The sequence below is a fragment of the Gordonia sp. NPDC127522 genome (assembly GCF_042672305.1).
GTDB classification, from domain to species: Bacteria; Actinomycetota; Actinomycetes; order Mycobacteriales; family Mycobacteriaceae; genus Gordonia; species Gordonia hongkongensis.
Map to the genome: position 1 here is coordinate 269,630 of NZ_JBHXVK010000003.1, position 17,473 is coordinate 287,102.

The window sequence follows — 17,473 nt, forward strand, 5'->3', positions numbered from 1 at the left end:
TACTTTCATCACATGAACGCCCGGACCGCACAGACCGCCCGCCGGAAATCCGGCTCACAACCGAGGAGAACTCCCATGGCACCTGCGCCCCAAGACCGCGAGAAGGCTCTCGACCTCGCCCTCGCGCAGATCGACAAGAACTTCGGCAAGGGTTCGGTGATGCGGCTCGGCGAGGAGACCCGTCAGCCGATCGAGATCATCCCCACCGGGTCCATCGCGCTCGACGTCGCCCTCGGTATCGGCGGACTGCCCCGCGGCCGCGTCGTGGAGATCTACGGTCCGGAGTCCTCGGGTAAGACGACCGTCGCCCTGCACGCCGTCGCCAACGCCCAGGCGCAGGGTGGTATCGCCGCGTTCATCGACGCCGAGCACGCACTCGATCCCGACTACGCCGCCAAACTCGGCGTCGACACCGACGCGCTGCTGGTGTCCCAGCCCGACACCGGTGAGCAGGCGCTCGAGATCGCGGACATGCTGATCCGGTCGGGCGCGCTTGACATCCTGGTCATCGACTCGGTGGCCGCGCTGGTCCCCAAGGCCGAGATCGAGGGCGAGATGGGCGACAGCCACGTCGGTCTGCAGGCCCGCCTGATGAGCCAGGCCCTGCGGAAGATGACCTCCGCGCTGAACCAGTCGAAGACCACCGCGATCTTCATCAACCAGCTGCGCGAGAAGATCGGCGTCATGTTCGGATCGCCAGAGACCACCACGGGCGGAAAGGCGCTGAAGTTCTACTCGTCGGTGCGCCTCGACGTCCGCCGGATCGAGACCCTCAAGGACGGGACCGACGCGGTCGGTAACCGCACACGTGTCAAGGTCGTCAAGAACAAGGTCGCGCCGCCGTTCAAGCAGGCCGAGTTCGACATCCTCTACGGCCAGGGCATCAGCAAGGAGGGCTCGCTGATCGACATGGGTGTCGCGGAGGGCTTCATCCGCAAGTCCGGTTCGTGGTTCACCTACGAGGGCGATCAACTCGGCCAGGGCAAGGAGAACGCGCGCAAGTTCCTGCTCGAGAACGTCGACATCCGCGACGAGATCGAGAAGAAGATCAAAGAGAAGCTGGGCATCGGCGCCACCGTCGACGCCGACGACATCGCCCCCGCCCCAGTCGAATTCTGACATCGAAGGCGAGTTCAGGTAGACCGTGAGCGAGGCAACGGACCCCGGGCAGACGCGCACACGGCGGGACAACGATCCCGACCGTAAGGGACCCAGTGCATGGGACTCTGCGCTCCGACTGCTCGGGGTTCGTGCGCGTTCACGCCAGGAGATGCGAGAGCGATTGACGCGCAAGGGTTTCGAACCCGACGCGGTCGACGACGTGATGGCGCGCCTGGAGCGACACAACCTCCTCGACGACGAGGAGTTCGCCTCCGAGTGGGTGCGATCCCGCCACCTCAACTCAGGTAAGGGACGCGTCGCGCTACGACACGAGCTCCGCACCAAGGGGATCGACGAGTCGATCATCTCCGAAGCCCTCGCCGACATCGACCCCGACGACGAACGTGAGATCGCGTCCGGTCTGGTGGCGCGCAAACTCACGCCCTCGGTCATCGACCGTATCGCCGACGATCGTGCCGAACGCGACAAGGCGATGCGTCGCCTCGTCGGAATGCTGGTGCGGCGGGGCTATTCCCAGTCCCTCGCGTTCGACGTGGTGGGGGAGGCGCTCAGCGCGCTGCGCAGCGGCTGAGCGACCCGCACGACGTTCATGCGGGTGTCACCTGCCGGTGGGCAGGTTCTCCGACGCAGCGAGTTCGGTCTCCTCCGGATCCGCGGGCGGTGCGGACGACCGGCGCCCCTGCCGGAGTCGGCGTTCGAGGGCGGTGGCGAACGTCGAGAGCCCGAAGTTGATCAGGATCATGATGATGGCCACGACGATCAGCGCCGGGATGTAGTTGCCGTAGCGCGACGCCGAGAGCAGGCCGCTGCGGACCACCTCGGAGTATCCGATGATGTAGCCCAGCGCACTGTCCTTCAGCGCCACGACCATCTGCGAGATCAGTGCGGGCATCATCGCCGTGATCGCCTGTGGCAGAAGGATGATGCGCATCATCTGGCTCTTGCGCAGACCCAGTGCCATCGATGCCTCGGTCTGTCCCTTGGGCAGTGAGTTGATACCGGATCGCAGGATCTCGGCCATGACCGACCCGTTGTACAGGGTGAGTCCGGTGACCACCGCCGCGAATGCCAGGAAGGACGACGGGAAGATCCCGTAGATCGCGAACAGGAACCAGGTGAACACCATCAGGATCAGCACCGGGATGGCGCGGAACACCTCGACGAACAGGCCCGCGATGGTGCGTACCCACAGGTGGTCGGAGAGTCGGCCGATACCGAGGACCGCACCGAGCAGCAGCGACAGCACGATCGAGACCGCCGCGGCCGCGAGGGTCCGCCACAGGCCAGGCAGGATGTAGCCGGTCCATGTGCTCCACGTGACGAACGGCGACCACTTCTCGGCGGTGAACTGTTCGTTGGCGGCGAGGACGGCGATCACGTAGATCGCGATCGCGGCCAGGACCGCGATGAACGCGATCGCCAACAGGCGGTTCCGGGTACGTGCGCGCGGTCCCGGGGCGTCGTAGAGGACAGTCGAGTCAGCGCTCATCGTTTCACCGCCAGTCGCTTGGCGAGGTAGCCGAAGACGGCGCCCTCGCTGAGTGTGATGATCATGAATCCCGCCGCGATGACGCCGAAGATGACGAACAGCTGGTCGGAGTAGGTCTCGATCTCGGTCTTCATCAGCGCCGCCGCCTCGGCGACGCCGATCACCGACGCGACCGTCGTGTTCTTGGTGAGCGCGATCAGGACGCTGCCCAGCGGACCGATCACCGACCGGATCGCCTGCGGCAGCACGATGACCCCGAAGACCTGCGTGAACGAGAGGCCGAGGGAGCGAGCGGCTTCGGCCTGCCCGAGCGGGACCGTGTTGAAGCCGGAACGCAGCGTCTCACAGACGAACGTCGAGGTGTACAGCACGAAGGCGAGGACGGCGAGCCAGAAGTTGTTCGACTCGATCGTCGGCGCGAAGGTCAGGCCCAGGTTCTGGTACAGGCCGATCGCACAGAACAGCACCACGAGTGTCAGCGGCGTGTTGCGGACGATGTTCACGTAGACCTCGGCGAAGCCGCGCATGACCGGCACGGGGGAGACCCGCATGGCTGCGAGGATCGTGCCCCACACCAGCGAGCCGATCGCCGAGTAGAAGGTCAGCTGGATGGTCACCCAGAAGGCGGGCCACAGCTCTGGACCCATGCTCTCCCACAGAGAGACGTCATTCATCGGTAGCTCCGTCGCTCACTGCAGCCCGGGCGGGCACGGTGTGGAGGGCGAGTCGACGAAGTCGAGGTCGCCGGGATCGGGCAGGTAGGGGAACTTCGAGTCCGGACGGTCGGCGCGGGCGATGATCTCGTCCACGTAGGGATTGCCGAGCGCCTCGCGCAGCGCGGCGTTCCAGGCCGACTCGCCGTCGACGGAAGGCGCGAGCATCGCGTCGAGTGCCGTGTTGACGGCGTTCTGCGACGCGGTGTCGTCCAGAGCGAGCCCCACGCCGTAGCGCTCGGTGGAGAACGGGCTGCCCGCGGTCTTCAGGGCATCCTTCACGCAGGCGTCCTTGAGGTAGGTCATCTCGACGAGCTTGAACTCGCCCTCCCAGAAGTTGGAGTAGCCGGCGAGGATCGCCTCGTCGGTGGTCACCGCGTCGACCTTGTCGCGGCGCAGCGCCTCGACGCAGGCCGAGTAGGAGTCGTACTCCTGCAACTGGACCGCGGGCAGCTGTGCCTTGACGTTCTGCGCCGGTGTCGAGCCGGTCACCGAGCAGAGCTTCTTGCCCTTGTCGAGGTCGGCGAGCTCTTCGATCGTGTTGTCGTCGGCGCGCACCATCAGACCCTGGTACGTGACGAGATAGGGGCCGCCGAAGGACACCTTCTTCGAGCGTGCCGCGTTGATCGAGTACGTGGCCGCGATCAGGTCGACCTCACCGTTGTCGATCATCGCCTCGCGGCGCGCCGAGGGGGTCTCGCGCCAGGTGACCTCCGGATGCGGCACCCCGAGATCGTCGGCGATGTGGTTGACGACGTAGCGCGACACCGAGGCGTCGAATCCCTCGACGTTGCCGTCCGGCTCGTAGAGGCCGAGACCGGGCTGGTCGAACTTGACGCCCAGCACGACCGAGCCCTCGCGGATGGAGTCGAGCAGGTTGCGCGGATCGGTGCTGCCGCAGGCGGACAACACGGTGGCGAGCAGGGCGCCGACCGCGAGGACCAGGCCCGCGGTCCGCATCGGGCGGCGGGTGATTCGCTGTGTCATGTCAGTGCCCCAGGATCTTGCCGAGGAAGTCCCGGGCGCGATCGGTCGACGGGTTGCTGAAGAAGGTCTCCGGATCGGAGTCCTCGATGATCGCCCCGTCGGCCATGAAGATGATGCGGTCGGCGGCCTTGCGCGCGAAGCCCATCTCGTGGGTGACGACCACCATCGTCATCCCTTCTTTCGCGAGGGACACCATCACGTCGAGCACCTCGTTGACCATCTCCGGGTCGAGGGCCGAGGTCGGCTCGTCGAACAACATGATCTTCGGGTTCATCGCCAGCGACCGGGCGATGGCCACGCGCTGCTGCTGGCCGCCGGAGAGCTGGGCGGGGTACTTGTCCTTCTGGCTGGCGATGCCGACGCGCTCGAGCAGTTCGAGGGCGCGCATGCCGGCCTCGTCCTTGCTCTTCTTGCGCACCTTGATCGGCGCGAGCGTGACATTCTCGAGAATCGTCTTGTGCGAGAACAGGTTGAAGGACTGGAAGACCATTCCGACGTCGGCGCGGAGCCGGGCGAGGTCCTTGCCCTCGGCGGGCAGCACCTGACCCTCGACCAGGATCTCGCCGCCGTCGATCGGCTCGAGGCGGTTGATCGTGCGGCAGAGGGTGGACTTGCCCGAGCCCGACGGCCCGAGGACCACCACGACCTGACCGGCGGGGACCTCGAGATCGATGTCCTTGAGGACGTGCAACGACCCGAAGTGTTTCTGCACCCCGCGCATCGCGATCATCGGCTGGGACCCGGGGTCCGCGGACTTACTCGGCGAAACGGTCATTGGGGCACCCTATCGGCCGACGTGGAACACGGTGTCCTGTGGGAGTCGATTTGCGTGCGCCCCGTACCCTCGTAGGGGTGAGTATCGAGTTGTCGGATCGGCCTGAGCAGGCAGCACCCGCCGCGCGCAGTTATCAGGTCCGTACCTACGGCTGCCAGATGAACGTCCACGATTCCGAGCGCATCGCCGGTCTGCTCGAGGACGCCGGGTACGTGCGCGCCGGTGATGACGACCCCGCCGATCTCGTCGTCTTCAACACCTGCGCGATCCGGGAGAACGCCGACAACAAGCTGTACGGCAACCTGTCCCACCTCGCCCCGGTCAAATCCGACCGGCCCGGCATGCAGATCGCCGTCGGCGGCTGCCTCGCGCAGAAGGACAAGGACACGGTGCTGTCCCGGGCCCCGTGGGTCGACGTGGTGTTCGGCACACACAACATCGGTTCGCTGCCCGCGTTGCTCGATCGGGCCCGCCACAACGACGCCGCCCAGGTGGAGATCCTCGACGCGCTCGAGCGGTTCCCGTCGACCCTGCCGGCCAAGCGCGACTCCGCCTACTCGGGCTGGGTGTCGGTGTCGGTGGGGTGCAACAACACCTGCACGTTCTGCATCGTGCCGTCGCTGCGTGGCAAGGAGGTCGACCGCCGGCCGGGCGAGGTGCTCGCCGAGGTGCAGGCCCTCGTCGACCAGGGTGTCGTCGAGGTGACGCTGCTGGGCCAGAACGTGAACGCCTACGGGATGTCCTTCGCCGATCCCGATCAGCCCCGCAACCGGGGCGCCTTCGCCGAACTGCTGCGCGCCTGCGGTGACATCGAGGGGCTCGAACGCGTCCGGTTCACCTCACCGCACCCCGCCGAGTTCACCGACGACGTGATCGAGGCGATGGCCCAGACGCCGAATGTGTGTCCGCAACTGCACATGCCGCTGCAGTCCGGGTCCGATCGCATCCTGCGCGCGATGCGCCGCAGCTACCGGCAGACCAAATTCCTGGGCATTCTCGACAAGGTCCGCGAGGCCATGCCGCATGCGGCGATCACCACCGACATCATCGTCGGCTTCCCCGGCGAGACCGAGGAGGACTTCCAGGCCACCCTTGACGTCGTCGAGCGCGCCCGCTTCTCGAGCGCGTTCACCTTCCAGTACTCGCCCCGCCCCGGCACGCCCGCCGCGACGATGGCCGACCAGGTGCCGCCCGAGGTCGTGGCTGATCGCTACCGGCGTCTCATCGCGCTGCAGGAGCGGATCTGCCTGGCCGAGAACGAGGCGCTGGTCGGGACCGAGGTGGAATTGCTCGTGGTCGCCGACGAGGGGCGCAAGTCGGCGAAGACCCAGCGCATGACCGGTCGCGCCCGGGACGGCCGCCTGGTGCACTTCGCGCCCGGAACGGCGTCGGGAATCCGCCCGGGCGACGTCGTACACACGCAGCTCACCGCGGCTGCACCACACCATCTGATCGCCGACTCCGGCGTTCTCGCGCACCGCCGGACCCGCGCCGGCGACGCGCACGAACAGAGCCGTACCCCCACCACCGCGCCCGTCGGCGTCGGGCTCGGGCTGCCGGGGTTCGGTGCCCCCGCCGCCGTTCCGGCCGACGCCGGCTGCGGCAGTGGCTGCGGCAGCTGACCACCACACGAAGTGAGGCGATGACCATGTCCGAGAACTCGGCGTCCGACAACGAGGCGGCCGGCAGCTCTGCGTCCGAGAAGGCCGCGTTCGAGCAGTACGAGAGCGACCTGCGCAAGGCGGAACGGCGGGTGGCCGGCGAGATCGACCCGGGTGCGCGCGCGGTCGTCGTCGCCGTGGCCGTCGTCCTCGCCATGGTGTCGATGGTGTTGCCGCACACGGGATCCGTCACCGGCCTCGAGGTCCTCACCTTCACGCCCGAGGCGGCCGCCGAGCGCGTCACGATCGTGTCGAGGATCTTCGTCTACCTGGTGACGATCTTCGGCATCGTCGTCTCCATGCTCGCGCTGCTCACCCGCCGGTGGTTCCTGGCGTGGATCGCGCTGTGCGGGTGCGCCATCGCGTGCGTCGCCGGGATGCTGGCGTGGTGGTCGCGGAACACGCCGGGCGTCGGTGGCGTCGAGCCGCCGTCGGGCGTCGGTATCGGTCTCGTGCTGGGCTGGATCGCGGTCTTCGTGCTCACGTTCCACTGGTCCCGTGTCGTGTGGGCGCGGAGCTCCTATCAGCTCGCGCTCGAGGACGAGCGACGCCGGCAGGCCGCCGAGCAGGAGGCCTACGCCGCAGCGCTGTACCGCAAGAACCCGCACGAGGACTGATCCGGCCGGCCCCGACCGGACTCAGCGGTCGGTGACGGCACTCTCCGCGGCGTCGGCCCACTCGCGCCACTGCGCAGCCTGATCGCGCAACTTCGCGGCGTCGCGGTCCTTTCCGCGTTCGGCCGCCTTGCGTGCCTGGTCCTCGAGCTGCGCTGCGCGATCGGCGAATTGCGCCGCCCGCGCCAGTGCCTCGGGATCGGTCCGTTGCCACTGAGCGTCCTCGGCGTCGCGGATGCGCTTCTCCAGGGCCCGCGCGCGGGCCTCCAGGCTGTGCATCTGATCGCGCGGGACCTTGCCCAGTTCGTCCCACTGATCGCGGAACGACCGGAACTCGCGGCGGGCCGCGTCGAGATCGGTGGCCGGGTCGATGGCCTTCTCGGCGGCATCGAGCAGGGCGACCTTGGCGGTCGCGTTCGCGGAGAATTCCGCGTCGCGTTCCGACGACGCCGCGTTGCGGGCGCCGAAGAAGACGTCCTGGGCGGCCTTGAACCGCTGCCAGAGGGCCTCGTCGGTGTCCCGCGGGGCGCGCCCGGCCGCCTTCCACTCACCGAGCAGTTCCCGGAACTTGGCCGACGTCGGGCCCCAGTCGGTGGAGCCGGACAGCTCCTCGGCGCGGGCGATGAGCGCTTCCTTGCGTTCCTTCGCGCCGGCGCGCTCGCGGTCGAGTTCGGCGAAGTGCGCACCCCGCCGGCGGTTGAAGGCGTCGCGCGCCTTGGCGTACCGCTTCCACAGCGCGTCGTCGGTCTTGCGGTCGACGCCCTTGATGGACTTCCACTCGTCCAGGATCTCGCGCAGCCGGTCGCCCGCGCTCTTCCAGTTGGTCGCGTCGGCGCCGATCTGCTCGGCCTCGGCGGCGAGGACCTCCTTGCGCGCGATGGCCTCCGACCGGGTCTTCTCGCGCTCGGCGCGGATGGTCTCGGCGACCTCGTCGGCGCTGCCGACGATGGCCTCGAGGCGGCGCTGCAGCGCGGCGACGTCGCCGATCACATGCGCGTTGGGCAACTCGTCGAGCAGGTGTTTGGCGGCTTGCTGGGCCTTGCGCGGGTCTCCCGAGCGGGCGGTGAGCCGTTCCTCGAGGATCTCGACCTCGGTGGCGAGGTCGTCGAACCGGCGTCCGAAGTGCGCAAGCCCCTCCTCGACCGTGCCGGCCTGCCACGAACCGATCTCGCGTTCGCCCTCGTCGGTCTTGAGCCACACGACGCCCGACTCGTCGATACGACCGAAGCGGTGCGGATCGCCGGTGACGAGGTGCGTGACGACCGGTTCGGACGCGATGCCGGGGCGGGGTCCGGGCTTGGGCCGGGGTCCCGGCTTGGGTCCCGGCTTCGGTGTGTCCTGCCCGGCGGGTGCCCGCTGGGGTTCGGAAGCCGATTCGGTCGGGTTGCTCATGTGCACGTGTCCTGCCGCTCAGTGGTGCCGCGCGTCACGGCTGCCGGTCGCTGGAGTCGGTTCTCGCCGGGCATCCTACGCCCGGTGTCGCCGACAAGTACCGTTCCATTCAAGCAGTTCAGGCCCGTCGATGTGGCGTCCGTGCCGAGTTGGTGGGTCGCGGCGCGGGGTAACCGGCGCCGGGAGCGGAGCGAGCGGGCCGAATGTCCCCGGCGCCGGGAGCGGAGCGAGCGGGGCGGATCCTGTCGACTAGCGTCGTGGTGTGCTTGCGGCCGTCGTCTTCGTTCCGAGTGCCCCGCTGCTCGTCCCCGAGCTGGCCGGACCGGCCGCCTCGGACACCGAGCCGGTGCGGCGCGCAGCTCTCGACGCGGTCGCGGGCGCGCTCGGCATCGACCGCTGGGTGGCGATCGGAACCGCCGACGAGTCGACCGCGGGCCTCGTGGACGAGCCCCTCCGCGGCACCTTCGCGCGCTTCGGCGTGGACGTCCCGGTCACGATCGACTCCGCGATCACCGATGTTGCTGTCACCGATGTCGCGGTCACCGACCCGCTGCGCCGGATGAGTCTGTCGGCGCTGATCGCCGGGTGGATCGCCGAGCGGATGTCGCTGGGTCGGGTGAGCGTGTGCAGCGTCGGTTCGGCCACGCCGCCCGCGGAGTGCGTCGCGGTGGGTACCCGGCTGGCCGCCCGTCTCGACGAGGGCTCGGACGCCGTCGGGGTCCTGGTGGTGGGAGACGGATCGACGGCGCTGACCGACAAGGCCCCCGGCGGGGGCCGCCGGGAATCGGCGGTGACGCTGAACGACACGATCGTGGCCGCACTCGGATCGGCGGACACGGACACGCTGGTGGCCCTCGACCCCGCGAAGTGCGATGCCGAGGGCGTCGGCGGCCGGGTCGCGTGGCAGGTGACGGCCGGCCTCGTCGGCGACCGGCCGGTCCGGGCGGTGCCCGACTTCGCCGACGCGCCCTTCGGCGTGGGTTACGTGGTCGCGACCTGGACCGTCGACGACGGCGAGCACGCCCGATGACCGCGCCGCCCACCCCGATCGCTGTTGTCGGACCCACTGCCGGCGGCAAGTCCGACCTGGCCCTCGACCTCGCCGAACGGCTCGGCGGCGAGATCGTCAACATCGACGCCATGCAGCAGTACCGCGGCATGGACGTCGGGACGGCCAAGCTCTCGCCCGACGAGCGCCGCGGCATCCCGCACCACCAGCTCGACGTGCTCGACGTGACCGAGGTGGCGACGGTCGCGCGCTATCAGCAGGCCGCGCGGGCCGACGTCGATCGGTTGCGAGCCGCGGGTCGGGTCCCGGTGATCGTCGGCGGATCGATGATGTATGTCCAGGGACTCCTCGACGACTGGCAGTTCCCGGCCACCGACCCGGAGGTCCGCCGGCGTTACGAGGACCTGCTCGACGAGCGCGGAGTGGGCGAGATGCACCGGCTGCTCGCCGAGGTCGACCCGGCCGCGGCGTCGACCATCCTGGCCACCGACGGTCGCCGCATCGTGCGGGCGCTGGAGGTGGTCGAGCTGACCGGTGCACCCTTCGCCGCGTCGCAGCCCACCATCGGCGAACCGCGCTGGGGCACGATCATCCTCGCCCTCGACCGGGACACCGATGAACTCGACGATCGGATCCGCCGTCGTACGAGAGCGATGTTCGAGCAGGGCCTCGTCGAGGAGGTGGAGGACCTCTGTTCCCGCGGCCTGCGAGCGGGACGCACCGCGTCGCAGGCGATCGGTTACAAACAGGTCCTCGCGGCCCTCGACGGCGAGTACGACCTCGCGCAGGCCGAGGACCTGACCTTCATCGGCACCCGGCGTTATGTCCGTCGGCAGCGCTCGTGGTTCCGCCGCGATCATCGGGCGCAGTGGCTCGACGCCGCCGCGCCCGATCTGCTCGACCGAGCGCTGCGCATCGTCGACGCGCCTTCCCCGTAGGCTGTGGTCCGTGACTTCCGCCCCGCAGAGCAGTGCGAGCGACGGCCTGCACTTCGTCAAGGGTCATGGCACCCAGAACGACTTCGTGGTCCTCGCCGACCCCGACGCCGAGATCGCGCTCGACGCCGCGACGGTCGCGGCGCTGTGCGACCGGCAACGGGGGATCGGCGCCGACGGATTGCTGCGCGTCGCCCGCTCGGGCGCGCTCGTCTCGGCCGGTGTCCTCGACGCCCTGCCCGACGGGGTGTCGGCCGACGACTGGTTCATGGACTACCGCAACGGCGACGGTTCGGTCGCGGAGATGTGCGGCAACGGGGTACGCGTCTTCGCCCACTACGTCCGGGCGTCGGGACTCGTCGACACCGACACGTTCTCCGTCGGTTCCCGCGCGGGTGCCCGAGCCGTCACCATCCACTCCTTCGACGCCGTGCACGCCGAGGTCACGGTGGAGATGGGTCCGGCGCGGCTCGACGGGTCGTCGGTGGTCCGCATCGGTGACGACATCTACCCCGGTGCGATGGTCGACGTGGGCAACCCCCACCTGGCGTGCGTCGTCGCGGACATGACCGCGGCCGACCTCGACGCGGTCGACTTCTCCGCCGGTGTGATCATCGAGGCCGCCGACTTCCCGCACGGCGCGAACGTCGAGCTGCTGACCCCACCCGTGGAAGAGCCCGACGGCGGCCTGACCGCGCGGATGCGGGTGTTCGAGCGGGGCGTCGGGGAGACGCGCAGCTGCGGAACGGGCCTGGTCGCAGCGGCGCGCGCCGCTCTCGACGCCCGCGGCGCGGACACCGGCGAGCTGCGCATCGGCATCCCCGGCGGCGAGGTCACCGTGACGATCCGTCCCGACGGCTCGACCCTGCGCGGGCCGTCGATGCTGGTCGCCGACGGGGTGCTGCGGCCCGGCTGGGAGCGCTGAGCTCGATATTCGCGTGCTCGGCCCGGGACGGTCGTGAGACCATGGTTCCCGTATGACCGAATCAGAAGCACAGATCATGTCCGCGGCCGATCTCGGGATCCGCGACACCGCGGATCCCACCACCGGCGAACTCCAATTGTCCGAGCGCGCCTCACTGCAGCGCATCGCGGGACTCTCCACCGAACTCACCGACGTCACCGAGGTCGAGTACCGGCAACTACGACTCGAACGCGTGGTCCTGGTCGGCGTGTGGACCGAGGGCAGCGCGGCTGCCGCGAAGGCCAACATGACCGAGCTGGCCGCCCTCGCCGAGACGGCCGGTTCACAGATCCTGGACGCGGTGATCCAGCGTCGCTCCAAACCCGATCCCGCCACCTACATCGGCAGTGGCAAGGCCGAGGAATTGCGCGAGATCGTCCTCGCGACCGGCGCCGACACCGTCGTCTGCGACGGTGAGCTCACCCCCGCCCAGCTCAATGCGCTGGAGAAGGTGGTGAAGGTGAAGGTCATCGACCGCACCGCGCTGATCCTCGACATCTTCGCGCAGCACGCGACCTCGCGGGAGGGCAAGGCGCAGGTGTCGCTCGCCCAGATGGAGTACATGCTCCCGCGTCTGCGCGGCTGGGGTGAATCGATGTCCCGGCAGGCCGGCGGCCGGGCGGGCAGCAACGGCGGTGTGGGCCTGCGCGGTCCCGGCGAGACCAAGATCGAGACCGACCGTCGCCGCATTCGGGAGCGGATGGCCAAGCTGCGGCGCGAGATCCGTGGCATGAAGAAGGCGCGGAACACCAAACGCGCTGCGCGCAAAAGCGGTTCGATCCCGACGATCACCGTCGCCGGTTACACCAACGCGGGCAAGTCCAGTCTGGTCAACGCGATGACCGGCGCCGGTGTCCTCGTGCAGGACGCGTTGTTCGCGACCCTGGACCCGACCACCAGGCGGGCGACGCTCGACGACGGCCGCGCGGTCGTCTTCACGGACACGGTCGGGTTCGTGCGGCATCTGCCGACCCAGCTCGTCGAGGCGTTCCGCTCGACGCTCGAGGAGGTCGTCGACGCCGATCTGCTGCTGCACGTCGTGGACGGTGCGGACGCCTTCCCGATGGAGCAGATCTCGGCCGTCCGTCAGGTCATCAACGAGATCGTCGCCGAGGAGGGCGTCACCGCTCCGCCGGAGTTGTTGGTCATCAACAAGATCGACGCCATCGACGGCAACCGCCTCACCGAGTTGCGCGGCGCGCTCGGTCCGGATGCGGTGTTCATCTCCGCCCGGACCGGCGAGGGATTGCCCGAACTCTTCGGGCGGGTGCGCGAGTTCGTCGGTCGCGAGGACGTCGAGATGACCATCGAGGTGCCGTTCGACCGGGGTGATGTCGTGTCTCGCGTCCACAGCGAGGGCGAGGTCATCTCGTCGGAGCACACCGAGACCGGTACCACGATGAAGGTCCGCGTCCCGGCCGCTTTCGCGGGCGAGATCGCGGACCTCCGGATCTGAGCGCTTCGCCGGCTGTGCGGACCCAGTCGGCTGTACGGACCCAGTCGGCTGTACGGACCCAGTCGGCTGTGCGGACCTAGTCGGCGTCGAGATCCTTCTCGACGAGACCGACGATGGTGTCGAGCGCAGCCTGGTCGTCGGCCGTCACGACCACGCGGGTGCCCTTCTCGGCCCCGAGCGTCATGATCATCAGCGCCGACCCCGCGTCCACCGGGTCACCGCCCTCGAGGCCCAGCGTCACCGGGCTGCCGGTCTCGGCGACCGCCTCGGCGATGATCGTGGCGGGGCGGGCGTGCAGTCCGACAGCGGAGCCGACGGTGGCGGTGGTGCTGAGCATGAGAACTCCTTCGAGTGTTGTCGTGTGATCTGTGGTGGTTGTCGGGCGATTCGGTGCCGGGGAGCGCCCCGGATGTCAGGTGGTCGTGTGATCGGGCGTCAGACGGCGACCGCCTCGAGTTCGTCGAAGGCGACGGCGTCGCGACTGCGGTGCACCTGCTTGGCCGCGACCACCAGGACGGCGGACAGCACCGTACCGGCGACCAGCGCGACGAGGAACAGGACCCAGTTGTTCATGGCGAAGAAGACGAAGATACCGCCGTGCGGGGCGCGCAGTTCGACGCCGAAGGCCATGATCAGCGCACCGCTGAGGGCACCACCGGCCATCATCGACGGGATGACCCGGAAGGGGTCGACCGCGGCGAACGGGATGGCACCTTCGGAGATGAACGACGCGCCGAGGAGCCATGCGGCCTTGCCGTTCTCGCGCTCGGGTTCGGTGAACAGGCCCGGACGGACGACGGTGGCGAGAGCCAGCGCGAGCGGGGGCACCATGCCGGCACACATGACCGCCGCCATGATCTGGAACTGCGCGGGTCCGGCGGTCGCCGCGTCGGCGATCCCGGCGGTGGCGAACAGGTACGCGCTCTTGTTGACCGGTCCGCCGAGGTCGAAGCACATCATCAGGCCGAGCACGATGCCGAGGGCGATGGCCGATCCCCCGGACATGCTCTCGAGGCCGCTGTTCATCTGCTCGGTCAGCCAGGCGAGCGGTTTGCCGAGGACCATGTAGAGCAGTCCGCCGACGATCATGCTGCCGAACAGCGGGATGACCACGACGGGCATGAGACCACGAGCCCACTGGGGCACCGGGGTCCGCGCGATCCACAGGCACACCACGCCGGCGATGAGACCGCCGATCAGTGCGCCGATGAAGCTGGCGCCCACGGCGAGCGATACGATGCCGGCCACGAAACCGGGTGCGATACCGGGGCGGTCGGCGATCGCGAAGGAGATGTAGCCCGCGAGGACCGGTACGGCCAGACCCATCACGCCCGAGCCGATCGCGAAGCTCACCGCGCCCAGGTATTGCAGCAGCCCGCCCGCCGGCAGATCCCAGAGGCTGTTGTTCAGGGCGATGAACGCGCCGTCGCTGAGGGTGCCGCCGTCGTCGAGGTTCGTGTTGGCGACCTCGTAGCCTGCGAGCAGGAAGCCGAGCGCGATGAGCAGTCCGCCCGCCGCGACGAACGGGATCATGTAGCTCACACCGGTCATGAGTGCCTGGCGTGTACGGCCGGCGAGACCGATGCCCGACTTCGACGAGTCGGCCGCGTCCGCGTCCGCGCCGTCGCCGGTGACGCGCGCCGCGTTCGGGTCGCGCCCCGCCGCGACCGCCTCGGCGATCATGGCGTCGGGTTCGTTGATGGCGCGCTTCACCCCGGATGCGATGACGGGTTTGCCGCGGAACCGGTTGCGATCCTTGACCCCGACGTCCGTGGCGAAGATGACGGCGTCGGCCGAAGCGATCACGTCCGGGTCGAAGGCCGTGGTCGCCGAGGACCCCTGGGTCTCCACCGCGAACTCGACGCCGGCCCGCTCGGCGGCGTACTTCAGGGCGTCGGCCGCCATGTAGGTGTGGGCGATGCCGGTCGGGCATGCGGTGATCGCGACGATGCGCGGCGTGGCCGGTCCCGGGTCCGGGGTCCGGTCAGAGTCCGGGTGGGCCGGCGCACCTTCGGATTTCGTGGTCGACGGGGCAGGCGTCGACGGAGTGGCGGTCGGCGCGGCTGTGCTCGCGGCCGGCGGCGCGGGGTCGATGGCCTCGTTGACCAATTCGATGACCCGCTCCTCGTTCTCGGCCGCGCGGAGCGAGGCCACGAAGTCGGGCCGGACGAGTGAGCGGGCCAGCGAGCTGAGGAGCTTCATGTGCGCACTGGCACCCCCCTCGGGGGCGGCGATGAGAAAGACCAGGTCGGCCGGCCCGTCCGGTGCGCCGAAGTCGACCGTGCGGGACAGCCGCGCCATGGCGAGGCTGGCTGCGGTCACCGACGCGGTACGGGCGTGCGGGATGGCGATGCCGCCGGGAAGTCCGGTGGCGGACTTGGCTTCTCGGTCCAGTGCGGCCCGCGCGAGGTCGGCGGGATCGGTGGTCCGGCCGGCCGCGGCGAGGGCGTCGGCGAGCGTGGTGATGACGGCGGCGGGATCGCCGCCGGCGTCGACGTCGAGACTCACCGTCTGCGCGGTGATGATCTGCTCGGTCATGGGATGTCCTTCGGTGGAAAGGGTGGGGGTCGGTGCTGGATGGGGTCGGTGCGGGGACCCGCCCCGACGGTGCCGTCAGGTCATGCGCGCGGCTCCCGACAGTTCGGTCACCCGCACGCCGGGGAGGTCGAGGTGGTCGGGCGTGGGGGCCTGGGTGCCGGCGAGCGATGCGGCCGCCGCGCCGTACGCCACGGCCGACCGGAGGCATTCGGCGGGCGAGGCCCCGGTGCTCTGCGCGATGAGGTAGCCGGCCAGTGACGAGTCGCCGGCGCCGACGGTGCTGCGCGGGACGATCGGCGGCGGGGTCGCCGACCATACGCCGGATGCGGTGACCAACACGGCCCCGGCGGCGCCGAGGGTGGCGAGGACGTTGCCCCCGATCTGCTCGGCGATGGTCGCAGCGGCGTCGATGACCGGTCCGAGATCGTTGCGCGCGAGCGCTTCTCGGAGCTGACCGGGGTCGGCGCCGGTCAGTTCGGCGAGCTCGTCCTCGTTGGGCTTGATCAGGTCGACGCGACCGGTGACGCTGGCACGTAGGGGAGCGCCCGAGGTGTCCACCGCGACCCGGCAGCCGGCGAGGACGAGGTCGTCGGCGATCGAGCGGTACCAGTCGTCGGGGACGCCGGGAGGCAGCGACCCGCAGAGGGTGACCCACTGCGCGGAGCCGGCGTGCTCGCGGATCAGCCCGACGAGCGCCTCGCGATCCGGGCCCGTCAGGGCAACGCCGGGTGCGTTGATCTTGGTGGTCGTCCCGTCGGATTCGGCGATGGTGATGTTGGACCGGACCTCGCCGTCGACCGGCACGGCGTCGTAGGGGAGTGCGAGGTCGTCGAGTGCGGCCCGCAGCGGGTCGCCCGGCCGCGCCGGGAGCAGTGCGCGGGTGGTCAGGCCGGCGGCCGCGACGACCCGGGCCACGTTGACGCCCTTGCCGCCCGGCTCGGTGCGGACCACGCCGGCGCGCTGCACCTCGCCGCGGGCGAGCGGTGCGCCGAGTTCGAGGGTGCGGTCGAGACTCGGGTTGGCGGTGACGGTGACGATCATGCGATCACGACCTCGACGCCACGCGCGGACAGGGCCGCCGAATAGGCCGGGTCGATCCCGGAGTCGGTGATGAGGACGTCGACGTCGTCGAGTCCGGCGAAGGAGGTGAGGTCCTCGCGGTCCATCTTCGAGCTGTCGGCGAGGACCACGACCCGTTGCGCGGCCGCGACCATCGCCGCCTTGACCGCGGCCTCGTCGGGGTCGGGTGTCGACAACCCGTGGGTCTCGCTCAGACCGTTCGTCCCGATGAAGGCGGTGGTCACGCGCAGTCGGCGAAGCGCGTCCACGGTCTCGACGCCCACGGTCGCCTGGGTGAGACCGCGTACGCGTCCGCCGAGGGCATGGAGACCGTCGGGATGGGTGCCCGCGAGCAGGCCGGCGATGGGCAGGCTGTTGGTGAACAGGGTGAGCCTCCGATCGGGAGCGGTCGCCTCGGCCGCGCGGTACGTGGTGGTGCCGGCGTCGAAGAGCACGGAACCGCCGTCGGGCGGCAGGAATCGGATGGCCGCCCGGCCGATCGCGGTCTTCTGCTCGATCTGGCTCGACTCCCGTTCGTCGATCCCGAGCTCGCCGAGGGTGCGCATGATCTCGGCGCGCACGGCGCCGCCGTGGACCCGCTGGAGATGTCCGGCGCGTTCCAGTACCGCGAGATCGCGTCGGACGGTCTCGCTGGTGACGTCGAATTTCTCGGCGAGCGCGGCCACGGATGCCCGCCCCGCGAGGCGCACCTCGTCGACGATCGCCTGTTGTCTCTCCTCGGCGTACACACCGCTCCGA

Annotated in this window: 17 protein-coding genes; 8 read left to right on the forward strand and 9 right to left on the reverse strand. The window is 69.6% G+C overall.

Going from position 1 to position 17,473, the window contains the following annotated elements; all coding sequences use genetic code 11:
- The first annotated feature begins 75 nt into the window (after positions 1-75).
- Together recA and ACFVHY_RS08805 are read left to right on the forward strand one after the other, a co-directional pair.
- Positions 76-1,119, forward strand: coding sequence for a recombinase RecA (gene recA, locus ACFVHY_RS08800; RefSeq protein WP_006866461.1), 1,044 nt, complete (start codon positions 76-78; stop codon positions 1,117-1,119).
- A gap of 25 nt (positions 1,120-1,144) precedes the next feature.
- A complete protein-coding gene (locus ACFVHY_RS08805; protein ID WP_390270919.1) occupies positions 1,145-1,693 on the forward strand; it encodes a regulatory protein RecX in 549 nt (182 codons plus the stop codon).
- A 27-nt stretch (positions 1,694-1,720) separates the two neighbouring features.
- On the opposite strand, the gene ACFVHY_RS08810 is transcribed toward ACFVHY_RS08805, so the two are convergent.
- Genes ACFVHY_RS08810 through ACFVHY_RS08825 form a run of 4 tightly spaced genes read right to left on the reverse strand, consistent with a single transcriptional unit; the run spans position 1,721 to position 5,041 of the window.
- Complete coding sequence (locus tag ACFVHY_RS08810; RefSeq protein WP_390270922.1) at positions 1,721-2,611, reverse strand: amino acid ABC transporter permease; 891 nt, start codon at positions 2,609-2,611, stop codon at positions 1,721-1,723.
- Positions 2,608-3,285, reverse strand: a complete 678-nt coding sequence (locus tag ACFVHY_RS08815; protein WP_058250184.1) for an amino acid ABC transporter permease — start codon at positions 3,283-3,285, stop codon at positions 2,608-2,610. Before ACFVHY_RS08815 ends, ACFVHY_RS08810 begins: the two co-directional genes overlap by 4 nt.
- 15 nt (positions 3,286-3,300) lie before the next feature.
- Positions 3,301-4,311, reverse strand: coding sequence for a glutamate ABC transporter substrate-binding protein (locus ACFVHY_RS08820; protein WP_390270925.1), 1,011 nt, complete (start codon positions 4,309-4,311; stop codon positions 3,301-3,303).
- Between the two features lies 1 nt (position 4,312).
- On the reverse strand, positions 4,313-5,041 hold the full coding sequence (locus ACFVHY_RS08825) for an amino acid ABC transporter ATP-binding protein (RefSeq protein ID WP_390271496.1): 729 nt from the start codon (positions 5,039-5,041) through the stop codon (positions 4,313-4,315).
- A gap of 134 nt (positions 5,042-5,175) precedes the next feature.
- Here ACFVHY_RS08825 and miaB point away from each other — a divergent pair, with 134 nt between their 5' ends.
- Together miaB and ACFVHY_RS08835 are read left to right on the forward strand one after the other, a co-directional pair.
- A complete protein-coding gene (gene miaB / locus ACFVHY_RS08830; protein ID WP_374610975.1) occupies positions 5,176-6,708 on the forward strand; it encodes a tRNA (N6-isopentenyl adenosine(37)-C2)-methylthiotransferase MiaB in 1,533 nt (510 codons plus the stop codon).
- 26 nt (positions 6,709-6,734) lie between these two features.
- Positions 6,735-7,364, forward strand: a complete 630-nt coding sequence (locus tag ACFVHY_RS08835; RefSeq protein WP_390271499.1) for a hypothetical protein — start codon at positions 6,735-6,737, stop codon at positions 7,362-7,364.
- Between the two features lie 21 nt (positions 7,365-7,385).
- Here the strand turns inward: ACFVHY_RS08835 and ACFVHY_RS08840 are convergent, their stop codons facing one another.
- Positions 7,386-8,753 carry a DUF349 domain-containing protein gene (locus ACFVHY_RS08840; protein ID WP_390270928.1) on the reverse strand — a complete coding sequence of 456 codons (1,368 nt, stop codon included), beginning with the start codon at positions 8,751-8,753 and terminating at the stop codon, positions 7,386-7,388.
- 262 nt (positions 8,754-9,015) lie between these two features.
- Between ACFVHY_RS08840 and ACFVHY_RS08845 the strand changes: the two genes are divergently transcribed.
- The 4 genes from ACFVHY_RS08845 to hflX are packed head-to-tail and all read left to right on the forward strand — an operon-like array spanning position 9,016 to position 13,117.
- Positions 9,016-9,783 (forward strand): hypothetical protein, encoded by a 768-nt coding sequence (locus tag ACFVHY_RS08845; protein WP_390270931.1) that lies wholly within the window; start codon positions 9,016-9,018, stop codon positions 9,781-9,783.
- Positions 9,780-10,700 (forward strand): tRNA (adenosine(37)-N6)-dimethylallyltransferase MiaA, encoded by a 921-nt coding sequence (gene miaA / locus ACFVHY_RS08850; protein WP_390270934.1) that lies wholly within the window; start codon positions 9,780-9,782, stop codon positions 10,698-10,700. The genes ACFVHY_RS08845 and miaA overlap by 4 nt, the downstream gene beginning before the upstream one ends.
- Before the next feature lie 10 nt (positions 10,701-10,710).
- Positions 10,711-11,622: a diaminopimelate epimerase gene (dapF, locus tag ACFVHY_RS08855; protein ID WP_390270937.1), complete on the forward strand. Its 912-nt coding sequence runs from the start codon at positions 10,711-10,713 to the stop codon at positions 11,620-11,622.
- A 52-nt stretch (positions 11,623-11,674) separates the two neighbouring features.
- Positions 11,675-13,117: a GTPase HflX gene (hflX, locus tag ACFVHY_RS08860; protein ID WP_226513127.1), complete on the forward strand. Its 1,443-nt coding sequence runs from the start codon at positions 11,675-11,677 to the stop codon at positions 13,115-13,117.
- Positions 13,118-13,193: 76 nt separating this feature from the next.
- On the opposite strand, the gene ACFVHY_RS08865 is transcribed toward hflX, so the two are convergent.
- From ACFVHY_RS08865 to ACFVHY_RS08880, 4 genes are all read right to left on the reverse strand, one after another.
- Complete coding sequence (locus ACFVHY_RS08865) at positions 13,194-13,454, reverse strand: HPr family phosphocarrier protein (RefSeq protein ID WP_390270940.1); 261 nt, start codon at positions 13,452-13,454, stop codon at positions 13,194-13,196.
- 98 nt (positions 13,455-13,552) lie between these two features.
- On the reverse strand, positions 13,553-15,655 hold the full coding sequence (locus tag ACFVHY_RS08870; RefSeq protein ID WP_390270943.1) for a fructose-specific PTS transporter subunit EIIC: 2,103 nt from the start codon (positions 15,653-15,655) through the stop codon (positions 13,553-13,555).
- A 75-nt stretch (positions 15,656-15,730) separates the two neighbouring features.
- The gene (gene pfkB, locus ACFVHY_RS08875) at positions 15,731-16,696 is read right to left on the reverse strand and encodes a 1-phosphofructokinase (protein WP_390270946.1); all 966 of its coding nucleotides are present in this window, start codon (positions 16,694-16,696) and stop codon (positions 15,731-15,733) included.
- The gene (locus ACFVHY_RS08880; RefSeq protein ID WP_390271501.1) at positions 16,693-17,463 is read right to left on the reverse strand and encodes a DeoR/GlpR family DNA-binding transcription regulator; all 771 of its coding nucleotides are present in this window, start codon (positions 17,461-17,463) and stop codon (positions 16,693-16,695) included. Before ACFVHY_RS08880 ends, pfkB begins: the two co-directional genes overlap by 4 nt.
- Positions 17,464-17,473 lie beyond the last annotated feature (10 nt).

What these genes read in the sequence shown, in the direction of transcription:
- ACFVHY_RS08815 (WP_058250184.1), bottom strand. Translation starts at nt 3,285, where the DNA reads ATGAATGACGTCTCTCTGTGGGAGAGCATGGGTCCAGAGCTGTGGCCC.
- ACFVHY_RS08825 (WP_390271496.1), bottom strand. Translation starts at nt 5,041, where the DNA reads ATGATCGCGATGCGCGGGGTGCAGAAACACTTCGGGTCGTTGCACGTC.
- ACFVHY_RS08865 (WP_390270940.1), bottom strand. Translation starts at nt 13,454, where the DNA reads ATGCTCAGCACCACCGCCACCGTCGGCTCCGCTGTCGGACTGCACGCC.
- ACFVHY_RS08840 (WP_390270928.1), bottom strand. Translation starts at nt 8,753, where the DNA reads ATGAGCAACCCGACCGAATCGGCTTCCGAACCCCAGCGGGCACCCGCC.
- pfkB (WP_390270946.1), bottom strand. Translation starts at nt 16,696, where the DNA reads ATGATCGTCACCGTCACCGCCAACCCGAGTCTCGACCGCACCCTCGAA.
- ACFVHY_RS08820 (WP_390270925.1), bottom strand. Translation starts at nt 4,311, where the DNA reads ATGACACAGCGAATCACCCGCCGCCCGATGCGGACCGCGGGCCTGGTC.
- recA (WP_006866461.1), top strand. Translation starts at nt 76, where the DNA reads ATGGCACCTGCGCCCCAAGACCGCGAGAAGGCTCTCGACCTCGCCCTC.
- miaA (WP_390270934.1), top strand. Translation starts at nt 9,780, where the DNA reads ATGACCGCGCCGCCCACCCCGATCGCTGTTGTCGGACCCACTGCCGGC.
- ACFVHY_RS08835 (WP_390271499.1), top strand. Translation starts at nt 6,735, where the DNA reads ATGTCCGAGAACTCGGCGTCCGACAACGAGGCGGCCGGCAGCTCTGCG.
- ACFVHY_RS08870 (WP_390270943.1), bottom strand. Translation starts at nt 15,655, where the DNA reads ATGACCGAGCAGATCATCACCGCGCAGACGGTGAGTCTCGACGTCGAC.
- hflX (WP_226513127.1), top strand. Translation starts at nt 11,675, where the DNA reads ATGACCGAATCAGAAGCACAGATCATGTCCGCGGCCGATCTCGGGATC.
- ACFVHY_RS08810 (WP_390270922.1), bottom strand. Translation starts at nt 2,611, where the DNA reads ATGAGCGCTGACTCGACTGTCCTCTACGACGCCCCGGGACCGCGCGCA.